At 46.4% G+C, this 18,272-nt stretch carries 12 protein-coding genes; 1 reads left to right on the forward strand and 11 read right to left on the reverse strand.

Annotated elements, in window-relative coordinates:
• Nucleotides 1-49: 49 nt before the first annotated feature.
• The 11 genes from RXV91_RS05485 to RXV91_RS05535 all read right to left on the reverse strand — a co-directional run bounded on the left by RXV91_RS05485 (nt 50) and on the right by RXV91_RS05535 (nt 15,441).
• Nucleotides 50-3,370, reverse strand: a complete 3,321-nt coding sequence (locus RXV91_RS05485) for a YhgE/Pip family protein (RefSeq protein WP_316439029.1) — start codon at nt 3,368-3,370, stop codon at nt 50-52.
• 24 nt (nt 3,371-3,394) lie between these two features.
• Nucleotides 3,395-3,997: a TetR/AcrR family transcriptional regulator gene (locus RXV91_RS05490; protein ID WP_316439030.1), complete on the reverse strand. Its 603-nt coding sequence runs from the start codon at nt 3,995-3,997 to the stop codon at nt 3,395-3,397.
• A 48-nt stretch (nt 3,998-4,045) separates the two neighbouring features.
• Entirely contained in the window at nt 4,046-4,375 is a 330-nt protein-coding gene (locus RXV91_RS05495; RefSeq protein ID WP_003642181.1) for a helix-turn-helix transcriptional regulator, read from the reverse strand.
• A 494-nt stretch (nt 4,376-4,869) separates the two neighbouring features.
• Entirely contained in the window at nt 4,870-5,811 is a 942-nt protein-coding gene (locus RXV91_RS05500) for a DNA/RNA non-specific endonuclease (protein WP_316439031.1), read from the reverse strand.
• A 76-nt stretch (nt 5,812-5,887) separates the two neighbouring features.
• Nucleotides 5,888-6,433: a GNAT family protein gene (locus tag RXV91_RS05505; RefSeq protein WP_316439032.1), complete on the reverse strand. Its 546-nt coding sequence runs from the start codon at nt 6,431-6,433 to the stop codon at nt 5,888-5,890.
• 261 nt (nt 6,434-6,694) lie between these two features.
• Nucleotides 6,695-7,222, reverse strand: a complete 528-nt coding sequence (locus RXV91_RS05510) for a GNAT family N-acetyltransferase (RefSeq protein WP_316439033.1) — start codon at nt 7,220-7,222, stop codon at nt 6,695-6,697.
• A gap of 76 nt (nt 7,223-7,298) precedes the next feature.
• Entirely contained in the window at nt 7,299-8,129 is an 831-nt protein-coding gene (locus RXV91_RS05515) for a phosphotransferase (protein ID WP_316439034.1), read from the reverse strand.
• Nucleotides 8,130-8,597: 468 nt separating this feature from the next.
• Nucleotides 8,598-9,803, reverse strand: a complete 1,206-nt coding sequence (locus RXV91_RS05520; RefSeq protein WP_316439035.1) for a CPBP family intramembrane glutamic endopeptidase — start codon at nt 9,801-9,803, stop codon at nt 8,598-8,600.
• 1,036 nt (nt 9,804-10,839) lie between these two features.
• Nucleotides 10,840-12,462, reverse strand: a complete 1,623-nt coding sequence (locus RXV91_RS05525; protein WP_316439036.1) for an ATP-binding cassette domain-containing protein — start codon at nt 12,460-12,462, stop codon at nt 10,840-10,842.
• Nucleotides 12,463-12,729: 267 nt separating this feature from the next.
• The gene (locus tag RXV91_RS05530; RefSeq protein ID WP_316439037.1) at nt 12,730-13,524 is read right to left on the reverse strand and encodes a Cof-type HAD-IIB family hydrolase; all 795 of its coding nucleotides are present in this window, start codon (nt 13,522-13,524) and stop codon (nt 12,730-12,732) included.
• 84 nt (nt 13,525-13,608) lie between these two features.
• Entirely contained in the window at nt 13,609-15,441 is a 1,833-nt protein-coding gene (locus RXV91_RS05535) for a DUF2207 domain-containing protein (protein WP_316439038.1), read from the reverse strand.
• 143 nt (nt 15,442-15,584) lie between these two features.
• On the opposite strand from RXV91_RS05535, the gene RXV91_RS05540 reads away from it, so the two are divergent.
• On the forward strand, nt 15,585-18,092 hold the full coding sequence (locus RXV91_RS05540; protein ID WP_316439039.1) for an excinuclease ABC subunit UvrA: 2,508 nt from the start codon (nt 15,585-15,587) through the stop codon (nt 18,090-18,092).
• Nucleotides 18,093-18,272 lie beyond the last annotated feature (180 nt).

Raw genomic sequence — 18,272 nt, forward strand, 5'->3', positions numbered from 1 at the left:
CAAGACGCGGTTTTTCGTCTTGGAAGCGCGATAATATGATTACCAGTAATTACTTACCAGCTTTCATCTGAATTTCAGCCTCGGCTGGAACTTGCATATCGTGTTGCTTGAGGAAGACCATGGAAGCCCACAGTAAGCCCAGCGACACAATCGTAATTCCTGCTAAGACAACGATTGATGACCAGAAGATACCACTACCCCAACCACCAGTTAAGGCTTGCCGGAACGCTTGAATCGAGTACGTTAATGGCAAGTACGGGTGAATAACGTTGAAGAACTTGTTGGTAATTTCCATTGGGAAGGTCCCACCAGAACCACCAAGTTGTAGCATCAAGATAACCATTGCGACGAACCGTCCTGGGTTATCGAATAGCATCGATAAGAACATGACTAGGAACATTGACGCTAAGGCAATCATGATTGCCGTCAAGTAGTATTCAGGTACACTGATTGGTTTCAAACCAGCAACTAATAACACTGTCGCTTCGATGACCGCCATCGCAAGTGCTACAGGACCACCAACGGCAACTTTACTCCAGAACCATTGTGTTGGCGTGCCGTCGTCATCCGCAATCCGTCGAATTGGATAAGCGAAGTTGAAGACGATTGCCCCAACATACAAGGCCAGTGACAAGACGTAAGGTGCTAACGCATGACCATAGTTTGGCACGTGCGTGTAGTCCTTATAAGACGTCTTAGTTGGCGCCGCCATCATTTTCGCATTCGCGTTCTTTAATGGTGTCGCGTTAACTTGATCCGCACCTTCTTGTAAGGAAGTTGCAAGTGTCTTGTTACCGTTCTTGATCTGCTTTGTCCCAGATAGGAGTTTGGCAGAGTTGTTGTCAAGCTGGGTGGCCCCGTCATTTAATTGACTGACACCACTCGTTAATTGACCAGTACTACCTTGTAAGGTTTGTAAACCACTGTTTAGTTGACCGGCACCGGTGTCAAGTTGTTGGACACCACTTACTAGGACTGGTACTTGACCGTTTAACGTTACTAAACCATTTGTGACCTTACTTGAACCGGCAAAGAGTTGTTGAACACCACTAGCCAGAACTGGTACCTGACCGTTGAGCTGAACTAACCCATTTGTAACCTGACCTGAGCCACCGGTTAACATGCTAATTGCAGAAACTAGCGTTGGCACCTGCACGTTCAATGCTTGATTGCCAGCGGCCACTTGATTTGCCCCGCTGTTCAATGTACTAGAGCTTTTATTTAGTTCCGTGGTTCCATTATTTAGCTGAGCAATAGCACCCACTAAAGTTGGGACCTGACCATTTAACGCGGTTAGTCCACCTTGGATTTTGCCTGCACCACTATTGAGATCAGCAGACTTACTATTGAGCGCAGTCGTTCCTTCTGAAATCTGTCCTAGACCAGAAGACAAGTCTGTGGTCTTACTTGATAAGTTTGAAATCCCAGAGGTTAGCCCTGGTACCGCCTCATCCAATTGAGTTAGCCCAGTAGTCAGTTGACTCGTTCCGGACTGAACCTGCTCAAGACTATCGGTTAATTTTGCAGAACCAGCTTGAAGCTTTTGAATTTGGGCCGCTAATTGATTAACAGAATCAATATACGTATTCACACCACTTTGCAACTTTTCAAAGCTTTGTGCCAAACTAGCATCGACTGTCGTTGCTTTAGAAACTGTTCCCAGTGTTGTCTGAACTTGCTTCATCTTGGCATTCAAGTCCGTAGCTGCTTGTTGTTTAGCAGTACTATCCGAGTTGCCTTTACCAACACTGGACAGTGTGTCTTCAAGCGCTTTAACTTGAGCATCCGTTAAATGTTGTGCATCTTTAATACTTTCAATTTTAGTATTAATTTCAGCACTTACATTGCTAGTATCCGTGGATGCCGTCAAAGTAGCTACATCGTTATTAATCGCACTATTTAAAGCAGAAATATTTGCTGCGTTAGCATTGCCCTTTAAATTTGCAATAAGTGTATCAACATCTTCCAATGTTGACGCCATCGCAGTCATTCCAGACTGTAACGTTGCAATCTGTTTTTTTTCACTATCAGATGTCGCCACGCTATACAAATCTGAGAGTCCAGTCGTTACTGTACTGCTACCGCTATGAATTCCTTTTAACGCATTATTGACATCTGTTGCTCCAGATAGCAACTGAGTTGATTGTGCTTCTAAACCACTTGTTGATTCTTTTAATTTATTTGCACCTTGACTAAGCATACCAGCACCATTAGAAGCGGTCTTTAGTTTGCCGTCAATCTTATTAACAGCACCAGTATAATCTGAAACACCAGTCTTCAATGTTGAGGACCCGTCTTTCAGCAGCGGCACAGCCTTTGACAATTCTCCGGTTTGACTATTCAATTTGCTTAACCCTTGCGAGACAGTGTAAACACCGCCAGTATATTTTACAATTCCTACTTGCAAGGCCTTAGAGCCGTCTGCTAGCTTAACAACGCCAGTTGATAACGTACCAGTCTTACCATTCAATGTCGTCAGACCATTACTTACTTTTGCTGATCCAGTTGCCAATTGACTGACACCACTAGCCAATGCACCAGTCTTGCCATTCAACGTTCCAAGCCCACTAGTAACTTGCCCGGAACCATCTGATAACTGACTGACACCGCTAGCTAACGCCCCGGTCTTACTATTCAACGTATCCAGACCGGTCTTCAACGCACTACCACCATCGGCAAGCTTAGCAATCCCAGCAGGTAATTGCTGCACTTTCGTATTCAACTCAGTCGTCCCGTTCTTCAACGTATGAACGCCCGTCGTATAGGTCGTCAAGCCATCCTGCAGTTCAACGCCACCATCTTTAAGCTTAGTGGCCCCATCGGCGGCTTTTTGATAACCCTTACCGGCAGTCCGAATCTGCTTGAAGATTGCTAATGCGTAAGCCTTAGTGACTTGCGCCCGAATACTCTTATTGACTTGCGAAACACCAGTATCGGTAATGACCTTAGCAATATAATTCAACGATTCGTTGGTCTCATAATGCAAGTTCATCTTTTTCGGATTGGTATCCGTCATCGTTGTGGCATTTTTTGAGAAATTGCTAGGAATTGTGACGACCGTGTAATATTTCCGGTCTTTCAATCCCTGCTTGGCTTTTTTAGCCGACACAAAGTGCCAATCTAAATCGTTATTTTTCTTTAAATTCGTCACAACTTGCTTACCAACTGCAAACTTTTCGCCTTGATAGTTCACTGACTTATCTTCATTAACGACAGCCACTGGTAAGTTTTGCGTATCCCCGTATGGATCCCACACCGACTTCAAGAAGAAGATGCTGTATAAAAACGGGATCAAAATCATGACTGAAACTGAAATCCATAATATTTTGCTATGACGAATTGACCGCCATTCGTCGCGTATCATTTTCACAACCTGAAACCTTCCTTCAAATAATTAAACTGTGTGCTGCTCGAGTGAAAACACCGTCGCGAGCGTCCCCTGAATCATTGCTTGCGTACTAGCCGCTTGACCATCACGATGACCATTGTTGAGCCACTGCACAATACTCGTCACAACACCACTGACTAAGTAAGCTGTTAAGTCCGGGTGCTGTGACTGCCGAATCATGGCAAAGACCCGATCGTCCGCACCCGTTTGCGCAACCGTCACAAAACAGTCGTTGATTACTTGCTGTGAACGTGTATTATCACCCTCATTATTAGTAACCAATAAATGCCGCAACACCTGCGTATGCGTCCCAATAAATGTCGACATGATTGCCGAACCAACCGTATCCGTACGTTCAGCTGCTAGTAATTCGTCTAACGTGTGCATCACCATCTGCCTGAGCAAATCAAACTTATCGGTATAGTACCGGTAAAAACTACTGCGATGTATAAATGCTTGTTTACAAATCTGCTCAACCGTAATTTGTGAGATTGAACGTTGCTCCAACAATTGGTACATCGCCCGCTGTAAATCCAGCTCCGTACGAATTGAAATACCCATCACCCCGTTTTTTATTCTTATATTCGAATAGAAGAATGCAGTTGCCATAAAAACACCGCTGCATCCCCGTGCAACGATTGCTGGTTTTCATGCAGTTCAGTGCAAGTACGGTTTCAATTCCAAATCAGCTTTGAGTGTATGAATCAAATGCTCGACTTGCGTTAGCGGTGCATCAAACGTTACCCGATAATAGTTCCGGGTCCCTTGATGTTCAACCGCAACAAAGTGCCGTTCCTTTAATGTCTTTAATTGATGTGAAACGGCCGGCTGCGAAATATGCATCCGCTCAGTTAATTCTCCAACGGTCATCCCTTGCGCATGTTGCGAAAGTTCAATCATGATTTGTTGACGCCGTTCATCGGCTAAAACTTCAAAAATCGGAATGGTTTCCCGAAATTCTTGCAGTGCTTCCTCACTACTGACCATGCTGGCAGCCTCCTATATTCTTATATTCTAATGTTCGAATGTATCAATGATAAGGCTTTTTGTTTTCGTTTGCAACAACTAAAACGGCTATGTCGACAAACGCGACAAATCATTAAATATGTCGCGTTTTTAGTCAAAAAAACGTCTGACCACGCAGTCAGACGTTTCCAAGGGTAATTAGTACTAACAATCAAAACGATTGATAGCAACGTCCGGTTGGGAGCCGGAGCCGTTGTATGGAAAATCACAGGTGTTTGGGAAGGCCCCATGATCTAAGACATCGCGTTACTTGTTAATAATGACAGAAACATCAGCAAATTAACGGCGGTTAAGTAACTCGAATAACTACAGTATAATCGCTCAGACTAACTTTGCTAGTCCTAGTTTAAAAATTTTGTCGTAAAACGGGACATTTAGTCTAAACTGTTGTATTGCTCACTGGCAATCCCCAAAAGTGATGGCTATCTTACGAAGCCTTATTACTGTCCTGACGCTTAATTCAACGCTTTCTTCACATATTTGTAACCATACTTAACCAACTCACGTTCAACTTGCTTACTAGTCGTCGTCGATTGAGAATAGCGACTCGCACTCGTATTCTGACTACTGTTGACTTTATCAGCCCCGGCGACCTGCATCGCTGAATCCGCTTTGCCGCGACCAGTCGCATAGTCAAAGCTAACGCCGGGTTCAACATTCCAAATGTAGACATTAAAATTGACGCTACCGTCAGTTGAAATTGCTTGTGACCAGTAACCCCGAGGCATTAACTCATTGCCCCGAAAGACCGTCGTCACCCGATAAATAACTTTCTTACCTTGCTCTAACGCCGTACGTACTTGCTCTTCATAAATCTGCATCGTCTTCTGATTCGAGTAGGCCGTCTGCGTTGCCAGGTTCTTCGGGTTATCCAAGCTACCATCTTCACCGGCCCGATATTTACCGTCAGACGTCAGGTTAAAGGATAACGTGTAAGCAATCAAGTGCCCACGATTTTGTGGATAGACCCGTTTACCGTTGACCGTAATTGGTTGGTTATGCCACCCGGTTGGACTCCAGGTTTGCGCCGTTCGTCCTTCAGACCGTCCCAAATTAGCCTTACTCAAATAAGCCGTGTCCGTGGTTGTGCGATTCAATGAATCTAAATTACCATAATCGATCTTCGAATTTTTCCACTGACTTGCGGCCAACGTACTCTTACCACTATTGACTTTGATGGCCGCCGCACTACCCGATTGATAAGTCATCTTAGCCAGTTGCTGATACGTCTGCTGCGTATTACCCATCGTGCTAGTCGTTTGATTACTGGATTCAGACTGCTGACTAGTCGTTGAACTCGTCGTATTCGTGCCAGATGTTAACAAGCTACAACCACCCAATAATAAGCTCAAGCTTAAGAGACCCGCTATGCCAACGCGTCGCATTAATTTCACCATGATTCTCTTCCACCCCGTCTTTTTTAAGTACAGTTCTATCATACCGTACTTTCGTGAGGGGAACAAACGTTTTCTTTTAATCTTTTTGTGGGTGCCAGTCAGACCTTAGAATGCCATACTTAACCGAATCATAGTACTGGCCTTGCCAGTAGCGGACTTGTGGAATCCGGGCCTCCTGCTTTAAACCCACCGCTTCTGCTAAGTGCATCATTCGTGTATTCCCCGACCAAGTTGTTAACCCAATGTGCGGTAAGGTGGTCTCTTCTTGGAATAAGTGAGTCAACCATTTAGTCAACGCAATCCGACCAATATGTTCACCCCAATGTGCCTGATCATAAATAATAATGCCCACCTCTAACCAACGCTTTAGTGGCCCATCCACAAAGTGCCAATTAACACTGCCGACAATCACACCATCCCGTGTGATGACCCAGTTACGCGGTTGAATTAACCAATCACGGGGGCCAATAATCGTCTCAAAGTCCGTTTGGGTCGGTAGTTGGTCATGAAAATACGGCCCATTCCAGCGCGTCCACTCCGCATCTGGATTACTGAAACCTAGTTGCCATAACGTCGTTAATTCTGCGCGCTGAAGCGGTCGAATTGTAATTGTTGCCGTCATTTGATCACACCCTCTCAATTCATAGGTCTACTATATCGAAAACCCGCCCTAACAACAATCACATTCGTGGACACATAAACTTACATTAACCGGCCCCTTTTCCAGCGGACCGAAGCTAGCCGTCCTTGACTTTAGCTCGCCTAGGGACAACGCCAGCCTAAAAACCACCATTCTGGCTGAAAGAATGGTGGTCATAAGTCCTAAGCGTGTGTTGCAAGCTGTCGCAACAATTTTAGTATAGTTGCTGAAACGCATTTCAGGTCAAGCACTGAGTTGGCGCCAGGTTGCTTTGGTCAGTAAGTACCGCATGACGTGAATCACTTCACCTTTATCACTGGTAAACGTATGCAATTCTCCAGCCGCTTGCATGCCCATCTTAGCCATCACTCGGCCAGAATTAGGGTTGGCACTCGCATAGTGGGCCTCGATGGTCTCATAGTTCAGCGTTTCGAACCCATAGTGCATCAAGCAATTGCCGGCTTCCGCAACGTAGCCGTGTCCCCACGTAACTGGGCTTAAAGCGTACGTCAATTCACCGGTCGCACCACTACCATGAAACTCATAGAATCCAATCAGTTGATGATCACGTCGGCGTTCAATGCCAAAAACAGTGGTCGTGTCTGCCAAAAAGTGAGTCGTAAACAGTTGCTCGAACGCGGCCGGACTCTGAACCCGTCGATAACGTAAATAAGCGACAACCTGCGGATCAAAAATCATGTCCGCTAACGCATCATGATCCGCCGTTGTCATTGGTCGTAATATCAACCGTTCCGTTTCAAACTGAGTCAAATTGCCATCTCCAAATTATTATTGATTCGTTAATTATAATAATCTACTGGCAAATGTAAATTATTTCGTTCCACTCTCAATGATTTGGCAAAGTCACCTGTGCCAGCATCGCAGTTCCTACCGCTTCAAATCGGGGGTCAGTAATCTGATTAACGTACGTAAATATGCCAGTACTACATTGAAACAATAACCACTGTGTCACTAATGGTGGTATTTGTAAGTCTGTCCCATAACCAGCCCAAAAAGCTTGAATCAACGTTGAAGATTGCTGAAGAGCCTCAAAAAAGAATTTCAAACAGTCCTCAAGGGCATACCCACGGCGAGCCCGTTCAAAATCAATCAGGACTAGCCGACCATGATGGTAGCGAAAATTACGAGTGCCCATGTCTCCATGCAGTGTCACGACCGGTTGCTGTGCTAATGCGGTTCTAATCATCATCCGGTGATCGAAAAAGTATTGTAATGCGGACACTAGCTCACCATAATGGAGACTAGTCTTTAACCGTTCGACCCGCGCCACCATCCCATCGAAATCCAGAACCGGCATCGTATCTGGGGTTGTTGGAAGTTGAATTGCATGGTGAAACTGGGAGACTGCCTGACCCATTTGGTAAACGAGCGCCGGAGTCAAAGTTGTCGGTACAGGAGTTAGTTGCCAATCTCGCAACACCAACACCCACTCGTGACTTGCTAATTGAAAACTGGCTAAGACCCGGTGTGTGAGTTGCGCTGTCACTTGCTGCTCAGTTCTAAATTTACGTTCACGATCCGGATCGAAAACTTTAACAAAAACTACGGTGTCGTAACGGCGACTATAGCCGGTATACATCTCATTAAATGAAACATGCGCAATCGGAATCAAGTCTGCCTGTAATAACCGTGTTAACGTTTTATGCAGCGTTCTCATTTCGTCCTCCTAAATACAATTCCCACAAATTTTAACCACAATAAAAGGGACGGTAACCAACCGTCCCTTTCTCTGATCGACTTGCAAACCCTAAGTTTGCCATTGTGTATGTGCCTCGTCATGGACCCAGCCCATCCCGAGAGGTATAAATGCTTGTCAAACGTTATGATTCAGCTAACTGAGCTACTTATCACTATCAATAATTGCTTATTAATAATGTCCTGACAAAGTAAATCGATCTGGCTCCCAACCTAAATCCGCTGACAAAGTATATGTATTGCTTCATAACTTTGCCTTTAGTATAGCGAGCCAGCATTGCGTTTAGATAACACGAAGATTACAAAAATGTTACAACTGGTCTAAACCAGCTAAAAGTTAGCCTGGTATTACTTGATCGTACCTGATTACGGACACCCGATTTATCTTTAACGAACAAAGTCGCCCACTATGGCCTTAACAGTCGGGTCTTTATTGAGCTAAAAGCCGCTGATTAACATGTGCTTGAATAACTTGTCGCCGGGAACCGGTCAAGAAATAAATCGTTATGCCAACAAAAATAATAACGGTAGCGCCGATTGTCTGCCATTCGAACGCATCCGGCTTAACCATTGTCTGGCTACCTGATGCCATCATGCTCAAAATATCAATGGCAGCATGGATCACCATCGGCAGCAAGATACTACCTGAGTACAGGTACGTCGAGGCTAAAAACCAGCCTAGCGTCGCTGCAAAAATGATTTGCTCAACCGTAGCTGACAAAGGTTGGCCCGCAAAAACATTTGTAATATGCCACAATCCAAATAGGCCACCGCTTAGCCACACTGCCCAGTCCAGCTGATGACGTCGCTGCCGAAAAGCTTGTAATAACAAAGTCAAAACGGCAAAACGGTACAACCATTCTTCAGCGATTCCCGGTTCTAACCCACTCAAAAACATTTTCCAAGTCGCTGACCGTAGATGGAAGTCCCAATGTGTGAACGTCGTCGCCCATGAACCACCCGCACTAAAGGCATTCCATAGACTAAAAGCTGTTCCCACCACGATCAGCCCAACCACTAAACTAGTTTGGGCCTGACGATTAAACCGCCACGATGGGCCAGTCAATCCCCATCCCCGCAGTAAGACCCCAACGGCAATCACAAAGCCCAGAGCGCCTAAGATACCAGTATCACTGACCATCTCGAACACTGATGGTACTTTCAGATTCGGTAAAATCAGAAAAGTCTGCTGCGCACTGACGACACCACTAAAAATAGCCGTAATCAGGACCGCAATCCGGCCAAACACAGATTCGATCGGCTTAGTGACCACCGCCGCTATCGGCACGAATGCGACTATTAAATAAGCCATCCCCACAGCAATCAGTCCCTGCTCGTCTAACCATGACAGCTGGCTTAACCAAGCCACTAAATTCGCCAGTAAAATCGGTAAGAGTGTGAATTGCAGCACTGTTTGGACATAATAATTAACATGCCGCAACCGCCACCACTGCGCTTGATCTTCCTCGGCAGCTGGCCACCATGCTAACAGTCCCCATATCAGCAACTGCATGCCACCAACTGGGAAGAACACGCCACCATCAAACGTGAATAGTTGGATAAAGGCCGCACCAAATAACACGATGAGCTGCCCCATGTACCAACGTCGTAATAATTGTTCGGTTTCCGGCGTCATAAAAAAATCCCCCAATCTGATATGCATTAATCATACCAGATTGGGGGACACTCACACGTGATTTTGTTTATATTTATATGGTTCAACGACGCATTGTACTAGTTAGTTTGTCATGAATCATGATTAAAGCGTGCTGATTAGGTGGTTTGTTGTTCGTCAGCACGTGTGCGTTCTATGCCGACCTCCGGGGCTGGGTGCCAATTGCTGGAACGCAGCCGACGTCGATTTGAGCTAACGCCCAACCCGCGTCATCTCAAATACGAGTCTTATTCTAAGCCGGAAGAAGGTCACTTCCAGCTAAGAATAATTTGGCTACTGAGCATTGTCACCCAGCCCCTCCAGTCTCAAGCCTGTGAGGGGTCACGGGTTGAAGCCGAGCATTGCCTGGCCAACGGATTACTGCGGTCTTGGCATTAGTCCATTGGCGTAGCAAACACAGGTTTCAGTGGCACCGAGCACGTTTCAGTAAGCCGCTCGAATGGCGGATGAACGGCCACCGAACTTAGCGCAATTTATCGTTGACTATTTTGATACTTGAGCTTTAAACAAAGCATTAGGTGCATTAGCACTTTGTCGGGAGATTAAATCTTACTACGCTGATTCAGAATTAGTGAGTTCTCTCAATATCACTTTCAGTCTGACAATTGATTGATAAAGTTACCATTTATGAAAAACAACGATGAATCCAGCAAAAGTTGGGTATATCCCTGTCAGCCATTCGAATACTGTCCCGACTGGAAGGTGTTTCGGCCAATGCTCAGCGGTGAAATTCCACTTAGCAAGCGTCCTTTGCTTGGTTAGTGGAAGACCAGTATTTAAGACGTGGGTTGCGGCTTAAATCTGTGTCCGCCGCGTTCCAGCAATTGGCAGAAATGCCTGGAAGTCGGCGTAGGACGCACTAACTAAGCAAGTTTACGCTACCTCGAACTGTTTCCAGCGGGCCTAAGCTGGCTGCTTTTGACCATAACTGTTTGGCACGCTTTAATCATGATTCATCCCGAACAGTAACTAGCACAACGCGTGGTTCAGCAACTAACTAGTAAAGATCTTGCACCCGGCCCTGTGTTGCTTCATGGGCCAAGTATTCATCATAAGTCGTATCTCCACGATCAACCACGCCTTTTGCACTCACTTCGACAATGTGGTCGGCAATCGTTTGAATAAATTCATGGTCATGAGAAGTAAAGACGATGGCGCCTTTAAAATCAATCAGACTATCATTCAGTGCGGTAATGGATTCCAAGTCCAAATGGTTGGTCGGATCATCTAATAATAAGACGTTAGCCCGACTAAGCATCATCTTTGATAACATTCCCCGTACTTTTTCACCACCAGACAGCACATTCACCGGTCGTTCAACATCGCTACCAGAGAACAACATCTTGCCTAGGAAGCCTCGCAAGAAAGTATTATCACTTTCTTCTTTCGATGCAAACTGGCGTAACCAGTCAATAATTGGCAATTCACTGCCCGCATATTCTTCATTAATATCTTTAGGCAAATAAGTCCGCGAAGTCGTTTGTCCCCAGGTCACTGTTCCACTATCAGGTTCCATCGACCCAGCAATGATTTGCATCAGCGTGGTCGTTGCCAAATCGTTGCGGCTGATCAACGCCGTTTTTTCATTGGGACGCAGCGTAAAGCTAATGTTATCAAGAATCTTGACACCTTCAATCGACTTGGAGACGTTCTCGACCTTCACAAGGTCATTACCGATTTCACGGTCTGGCGTGAACTTAATGAACGGATATTTACGTGATGATGGTTTGATATCATCCAACGTAATTTTCTCCAATTGTTTCTTCCGTGAGGTGGCTTGCTTAGATTTCGAAGCATTGGCACTGAATCGCGCCACGAATTCTTGCAACTCTTTAATTTGGTCAGCTTTCTTGGCATTGGCATTCGCTTGTAACTTGGCCGCTAACTGGCTAGATTCCATCCAAAAATCATAATTCCCAACAAATAGTGTAATCTTGCCAAAGTCAACATCACACATGTGGGTACAAACTTGATTTAGAAAATGCCGGTCATGAGAAACGACAATGACCGTTTTTTCGTAACCAGCCAAAAAGTCTTCCAACCAGCTAATCGACTGGACGTCCAACCCGTTCGTCGGTTCGTCTAGTAATAGTACATCAGGGCTACCAAAGAGCGCTTGGCCTAATAAGACTTTCACTTTTTGGGGTTCCGTTAATTCACTCATCTTCATGTGTTGCATTGATTCGTCGATACCTAAATTTTGTAACAACTGGTCCGCTTCCGACTCCGCGTTCCAGCCATCCATTTCGGCAAATTCGCCTTCTAATTCAGCGGCCCGAATCCCATCTTCATCGCTAAAATCAGGCTTGGCATACAACGCATCTTTTTCAGTCATGATTTCGTATAACTTTTCGTGACCACGAATAACAGTTGCTAACACTTCTTCATCTTCGAAAGCAAAGTGATTTTGATTCAAGCTAGACATTCGCTCGTTAGGTCCCATCGAGACCGTCCCGGACGTTGGCTGTAACTTACCTTCCAAGATTTTTAAGAACGTCGACTTACCAGCACCATTGGCTCCGATAACGCCGTAGCAGTTTCCCGGCGTGAATTTTAAATTGACATCTTCATAAAGCTTACGTGTTGAAAACTGCATACTAACATTATTTACGGTGAGCATTGCATTACCTCTTCTTTTTTAAGTGAAATTGTCCGATAGAAAAGAGGTCGGAATTAAGCAAACCTTCCAGACCTCTGCGTCGTTAATTATATAAGTTCAATTCTAGCATGCTTTCAACCAGTTTGGCAATCAAAACCATAGCTCACTTTCTGAAAACGATTCATCATTTTCATAAGCAAGCTACCATCACCGCTACTTTCATTAATACCAACACGAACTAACGATGCGCTTAACTAATCAGCCCGTTGTACCAGCCCCACCCATCAGTTATGCCAAAACATGTTGCTCAATATAAGCTAAAACGCCATTATCAGCATTGGTTCCAGTTATCGCCGTTGCGTTAGCTTGTACGTTAGCCGGGGCATTTTGCATCGCAATCGCATGCGTTGCATAGTGAAACATCTCAAGATCATTAGTACCATCACCAAAGACTAGCATCTCATCGGCACTAATTCCTAACCGTTCCCCCAATTGCTTAAGTGCACGCCCTTTATGCATGCCTGGTTGAATCAAGTCCATACTTCCCTGACCGCCCGAAGCGGGAACCGCGATTCCCGCTAATTTAGGTGTCAGTTCATATACTAATTGGTCGGTCATCGCTGGTGGACAGATAATATCAAACTTAACGACCGGATCAGTAATCATAGTCAAATCCGCACACGTCTCTAATTGATAGTAATAGCCCCGCATATTAGCAACAAATTGTGGATTGGCATGCGCTAATACATGGACTTTATGTGTACCACACAATGCGATTTGTAATTCAGGATACGGTGCTAACGCCGCTAGTACCTGTCGCGTCGCTGCGGGGCTAAACGTTGTCGCGGTCAACCCCACTGCACGTTGCCACAACTCTGCACCATTGCCACCAATCAACCACATTTCGGGATAGTCTGTAAACGTTGTCGCTAATTCAATCGCCTGGTGACCACTTGCAATCACGAACTGAATGCCGCGCTGTGCTAGCGCTGCATAATCCTTTGCAAAGCGGACTTGATCATATTCACCATGGTTATCTAAGAAGGTCCCATCCATATCTGCTGCAATCAATTTAATTGTCATTACTAATCATCCATTTCATGTAAGCCTTTACTACCCCTAGCCTACCGATAATTCTACTAAAGTACAAGCCTTTTATGACACTACTCAAAAGGCACCACCACCAGATCCGCCACCAAAACCGCCGGAACTACCACCTGAGAACCCGCCGGAGCTACCGGATGAAGAACTGGCGCTACCTGAAGCATCCAACGCACCGCTGAAACTATCGTTGATTGCCCCAGACAAATCAAAGTCGAGGCCGCCATTCGCATAAAAGAGCGGGTAATAGACAAGCATCCCAGTTGCTAGGGCTTCCGTACCAAAGTCGATTGCCAACTGCTTGGTGACTTGATCAGCCAGTCCAAACGCTGCAGCATAAGGTAGAATTTGCTCCCATAAAATCAAATCACCGACTTGGGCCGTATTAAAGTGCCCAATATCCTTGAGCATGCGGCGTAGTCCATTGATCTGATTACGTAATTCCAAGCCTTCGTCAGTATTGATGGCAATCCGCCGCCGTTGAATCAACCAGCCGATCCAGAAAGCCACCGCGACCACCACCGCTGGAACTGCCATCAAAATCACAGCCTTCGAACTAACTAATAGACCAGCACCCGTGGCAATGACGCCCATAATACTTACGATATTCGCCGCCGTCAGCCATTGATTACGCAGCCGGTAATTAGCTTCATCTTGATAGACTGCGACATCTTGGTCAACCTCGGTCTGCCACTTGCTGAACCATTTACCTAGCCGCCCCGCTTTATCACGCTTACCATATTTTTTAAGGTCAGTTAACAGAAACTGCCCGTCGACAGCCACCTTATCAAAGCAGTGCGCCAAAAATGAATTAGTTACTGGTTTCAGCTGAGTTAACCGCACATCTGGCTTTCGTTTACCAGCAACCGTCTCAATAGTTAATTCTTGATTCGCAGCTGCCCGTAAAATTTCGGCCGTTAAAGCATCCGTATTCGGTGACTTCTGCGCCCATAACGATTCTGCGACTGCCGGCGCTACTGGTGGTACATCAAACGAATGGTTAATGGGAATCGGCTGTTGATGTCGCTTGGCCGGATGCCGCGCTAACCACCAAGCATAGCCAATCATGACCAGCAACCAAACAACTACGGCAACACCAAACAACCCGCGACGCAATAATTGATTGCGTCGCCGCTTTTCATTGGCCGCCTGCGCTAACTTAGCTTCTTGTTTTTGGACCGTTGCCTTCCGTTTTACCGTACTCGTACGCGTATTCGTAGCTGTGACTGTCGTTGGAAACAGTAAGTGACTTTCCACAAACTGGTTCGCCGGATTATGCCCCAACGTCATCGTGACCCGTCCAGCTGCCCGATCAACCTTCGTCTGGCCACTCAACGGACCGTGCGTCCAAGCTTGTAATGCGCTCACATTTTTAGCTGGTAGTTGAATCACAATTTTTACGTTGTCCAACGCAACATCCCAACCACTACCGATGACTTTCCAATTAAGCTCGGCCGTATCGGCATAATTAGTCACAACACCTTGCAGTCGATACCGATAAACAACCCTTAATTCATCATCATCTTGAACTTGTCGATAAAGCTTGACGCGCATCCGATCAGCATTTTGCGTTAATTGATACGTATTGTTTGCCTCAGTGTTGCCTGCCGTTGCAATCGTCGTTGGGCCACTGTTAAGTTGCGTTGTGACGCTTTCTAACTGAGCCCCCCGAATCCCCTTCAAATCTTGAACATTAAATACCCCGTGATAATCATCATCAAATTGATAGGTCATTGCTTGCGTCACATTGGCGCTACCATCACGTTGAATGTCCACATTTACTCGGTATTGATCGATATCATAATCGGCCGCCGCTTGCATTGATAAGCTAAACCACAAGCAAAATCCCGCTAAGAGCCCAAGCACGCTCAGCCAACTTAATCGTCGTTTCTTTTGCATCTCATCGTCTCCCCCTCCAATAGTCGTTAGCCCTAGTTTATCATACTCACTCAATCGTTGGGCGCGAGATACTGCCACCGCTTTTTTAGGCAATGGCGCCTTTTTGTTGTAGCATAGAAGATGACACGAAAGGGGTTTTAGCCATGCCACAAACCACGTTGCCGACCCACATTCAAGTGCGGGGCGCACACGTTAATAACTTAAAAGACTTAAATATCGATATTCCACTTAACGAATTCGTTGCAATTACCGGTCGTAGTGGATCTGGTAAATCATCGCTCGCAATGGGCGTCCTGTATGCGGAGGGGGCTCGGCGTTACTTAAACGCACTGTCCACCTTTACCCGCCGACGAATCAATCAGGTCGGCAAAGCTAGCGTTGATTCAGTGCAATACTTACCATCCGCCCTCGCGCTCCGGCAACGACCACAAGTACCAGGTGTCCGTTCGACTGTCGGCACGATGTCGGAAAGCCTGAACATCTTACGACTGGCCTTTTCGCGACTCAGTTCGGCAGTTTGCCCCAATGGTCACCGTATGTCGCCAACACTCGATGTGGCTGAAAACGACGGGTACGTGACTTGTCCGACTTGTGGCGTTGAATTCAGAGCACCTGGCGCAGAAGATTTTGCTTTTAACTCTGCCGGGGCCTGCCCAACTTGTGGTGGCTTAGGCCAGGTCCGCCAAATTGACCCAACGCTCATTATCGCCGACGAAGACCAGACGATTGAACAAGGTGCTGTCGCTTCTTGGCACCTTCCTGGTCGTAACTTTATGCCCATCGTCGCGCGTGAGATTGGTATTCCTATTGACATTCCGTATAAAGACCTTAGTGCAGCTGATAAGCAGCGCGTACTACACGGCCCAAAACAAACCGTCGCCATTAACATTCCGAGTTCTAAGGGCAAAATCTTTCACATGGATAACGCGGTTTATGAGAATGCCTTTGCCGCCGTTGAAGATAGCATGGCAACAACTAAAAATGAACGGGCCATTACTCGGCTGAATCGCTTTTATAAATTTGATACTTGTCCAGACTGCCACGGGTCGCGCTTCAATCCGCAATTGCTTAACTACGAATTGAATGGCCAAAATATTGCAACGGTTAGTGATATGACCGTCGCTGACTTACATGACTTTGCGGCCACGATTGTCCCGTGGCTCCCTACTAAAATGCACCATCTTGGGCGATCGCTAGTCGATGAACTGTTACTCAGTCTGCAGCCCATGGAAGAACTTGGTCTCGATTACCTCACGCTCAGTCGCCCCGGTGCGACCTTGTCAACTGGTGAATTACAACGCATTCAACTTGGACGCACCTTGCGAAGTGCCACGACTGGTGTGCTATACGTTTTAGATGAACCTTCCGTGGGACTGCACCCCGCTAACGTGGCGGGCTTAATTAAAGCTTTCCGCGGACTAGTCGCTCAGGGGAATTCCGTCGTCGTGGTTGACCATGACACTAGTATTATCAGTGCAGCCGACGATGTGATTGAAATTGGCCCGGGGGCTGGCAAACACGGCGGTACCGTTGTTGGCCAAGGAACTGTCGCGGCAATCAAGCAGGATAAAAACTCCTTGATTGCCCCATTTCTCACCGGTACTGCCACGCTGCGTGAGCGTCCCGTGCTGACAGACGATGCGCTCTGGCAAAAAGGCGCCCTCGCCATTGAAGTCGCCCATCATTTTAATATTCAAGATATTACGGCACACATCCCGAAGAACCGTTTCACGACCGTCACGGGTATGAGTGGTGCTGGTAAAACGACCCTCATACTGGATAGTTTGATTCCGGCACTGCAAGCCACAGCCCAAAAGCGACCGCTACCAACTCACGTTAAGACCTTCGACAACGGCCACATTCGGCATGTCGTTACCGTCGATTCGGTCCCCGTCGGCAAAAATGTGCGATCAACGGTCGCCACTTATACTAATATTCTCGACCACCTACGCCAATTATTCGCCGCCACCCCAGTAGCACAAGCAAACGGTTGGACCGCTAGCCAATTTTCATACAATGTCGCTGCGGGGGCTTGCCCAACTTGTGGTGGTACGGGCCAAATCTCATTAGATGTGCAATACTTGCCAGACATCACCGAAGTCTGCCCACAATGTCACGGCAAACGCTACAATCAGCAGACCCTGACCGTTAAATGGCATGGCTATTCGATTGCGGATATTTTAGATCTCGCCGTTGACGAAGCACTACCGATTTTTAAAGATCAAGCCGCCATCGCTAATACGCTCCAGATTTTGCATGATATGGGGCTAGGCTACTTGTTGTTAGGTGAAAGTACACCGGCACTCTCTGGCGGTGAAGCTCAGCGCTTGAAACTCACCTCCCGCATCGGCAAACGCCAAACGGGAACGCTCTTTGTCTTCGATGAACCCTCAGTCGGTTTGCACCCGCTCGACATTCAACAACTCGTCAAAGTCTTCGACCAGCTGATTCAGCAGGGCGCAACGGTTATTGCTATCGAACACGACCTCGACGTTATCGCTAACGCCGATTACGTTATTGACATGGGACCCGCTGGCGGTATCAATGGCGGTAACATTATCGCCACTGGTACCCCACGGGTTGTTAGTGAAAATCCGGCTAGCGTGACGGGCAAGTACTTGAAGGCGCATTTGGCGCTGTTTCGCGGTTAACTAATGCACTTCAAACTCACCTAATCCATCACAACGGTCTTAGTTGAATATTTAATCAAAAGCGTGTCCAACACCAAGCCAGTTAACTACTGACCTAGTGTTGGACACGCTTTTTTTACTGAGCTGATGCTAGGAAGGTAGAATGCAACGAACCACGTCCTACCCGAGTTACCACATCAA

The sequence above is a fragment of the Lactiplantibacillus sp. DA1 genome, assembly GCF_032681335.1.
Lineage (GTDB): Bacteria > Bacillota > Bacilli > Lactobacillales > Lactobacillaceae > Lactiplantibacillus.

Coding starts and splice junctions, on each gene's coding strand:
- RXV91_RS05490 (WP_316439030.1), bottom strand. CDS start 3,997: ATGGCAACTGCATTCTTCTATTCGAATATAAGAATAAAAAACGGGGTG.
- RXV91_RS05495 (WP_003642181.1), bottom strand. CDS start 4,375: ATGGTCAGTAGTGAGGAAGCACTGCAAGAATTTCGGGAAACCATTCCG.
- RXV91_RS05500 (WP_316439031.1), bottom strand. CDS start 5,811: ATGGTGAAATTAATGCGACGCGTTGGCATAGCGGGTCTCTTAAGCTTG.
- RXV91_RS05505 (WP_316439032.1), bottom strand. CDS start 6,433: ATGACGGCAACAATTACAATTCGACCGCTTCAGCGCGCAGAATTAACG.
- RXV91_RS05515 (WP_316439034.1), bottom strand. CDS start 8,129: ATGAGAACGCTGCATAAAACGTTAACACGGTTATTACAGGCAGACTTG.
- RXV91_RS05520 (WP_316439035.1), bottom strand. CDS start 9,803: ATGACGCCGGAAACCGAACAATTATTACGACGTTGGTACATGGGGCAG.
- RXV91_RS05525 (WP_316439036.1), bottom strand. CDS start 12,462: ATGCTCACCGTAAATAATGTTAGTATGCAGTTTTCAACACGTAAGCTT.
- RXV91_RS05530 (WP_316439037.1), bottom strand. CDS start 13,524: ATGACAATTAAATTGATTGCAGCAGATATGGATGGGACCTTCTTAGAT.
- RXV91_RS05535 (WP_316439038.1), bottom strand. CDS start 15,441: ATGCAAAAGAAACGACGATTAAGTTGGCTGAGCGTGCTTGGGCTCTTA.
- RXV91_RS05540 (WP_316439039.1), top strand. CDS start 15,585: ATGCCACAAACCACGTTGCCGACCCACATTCAAGTGCGGGGCGCACAC.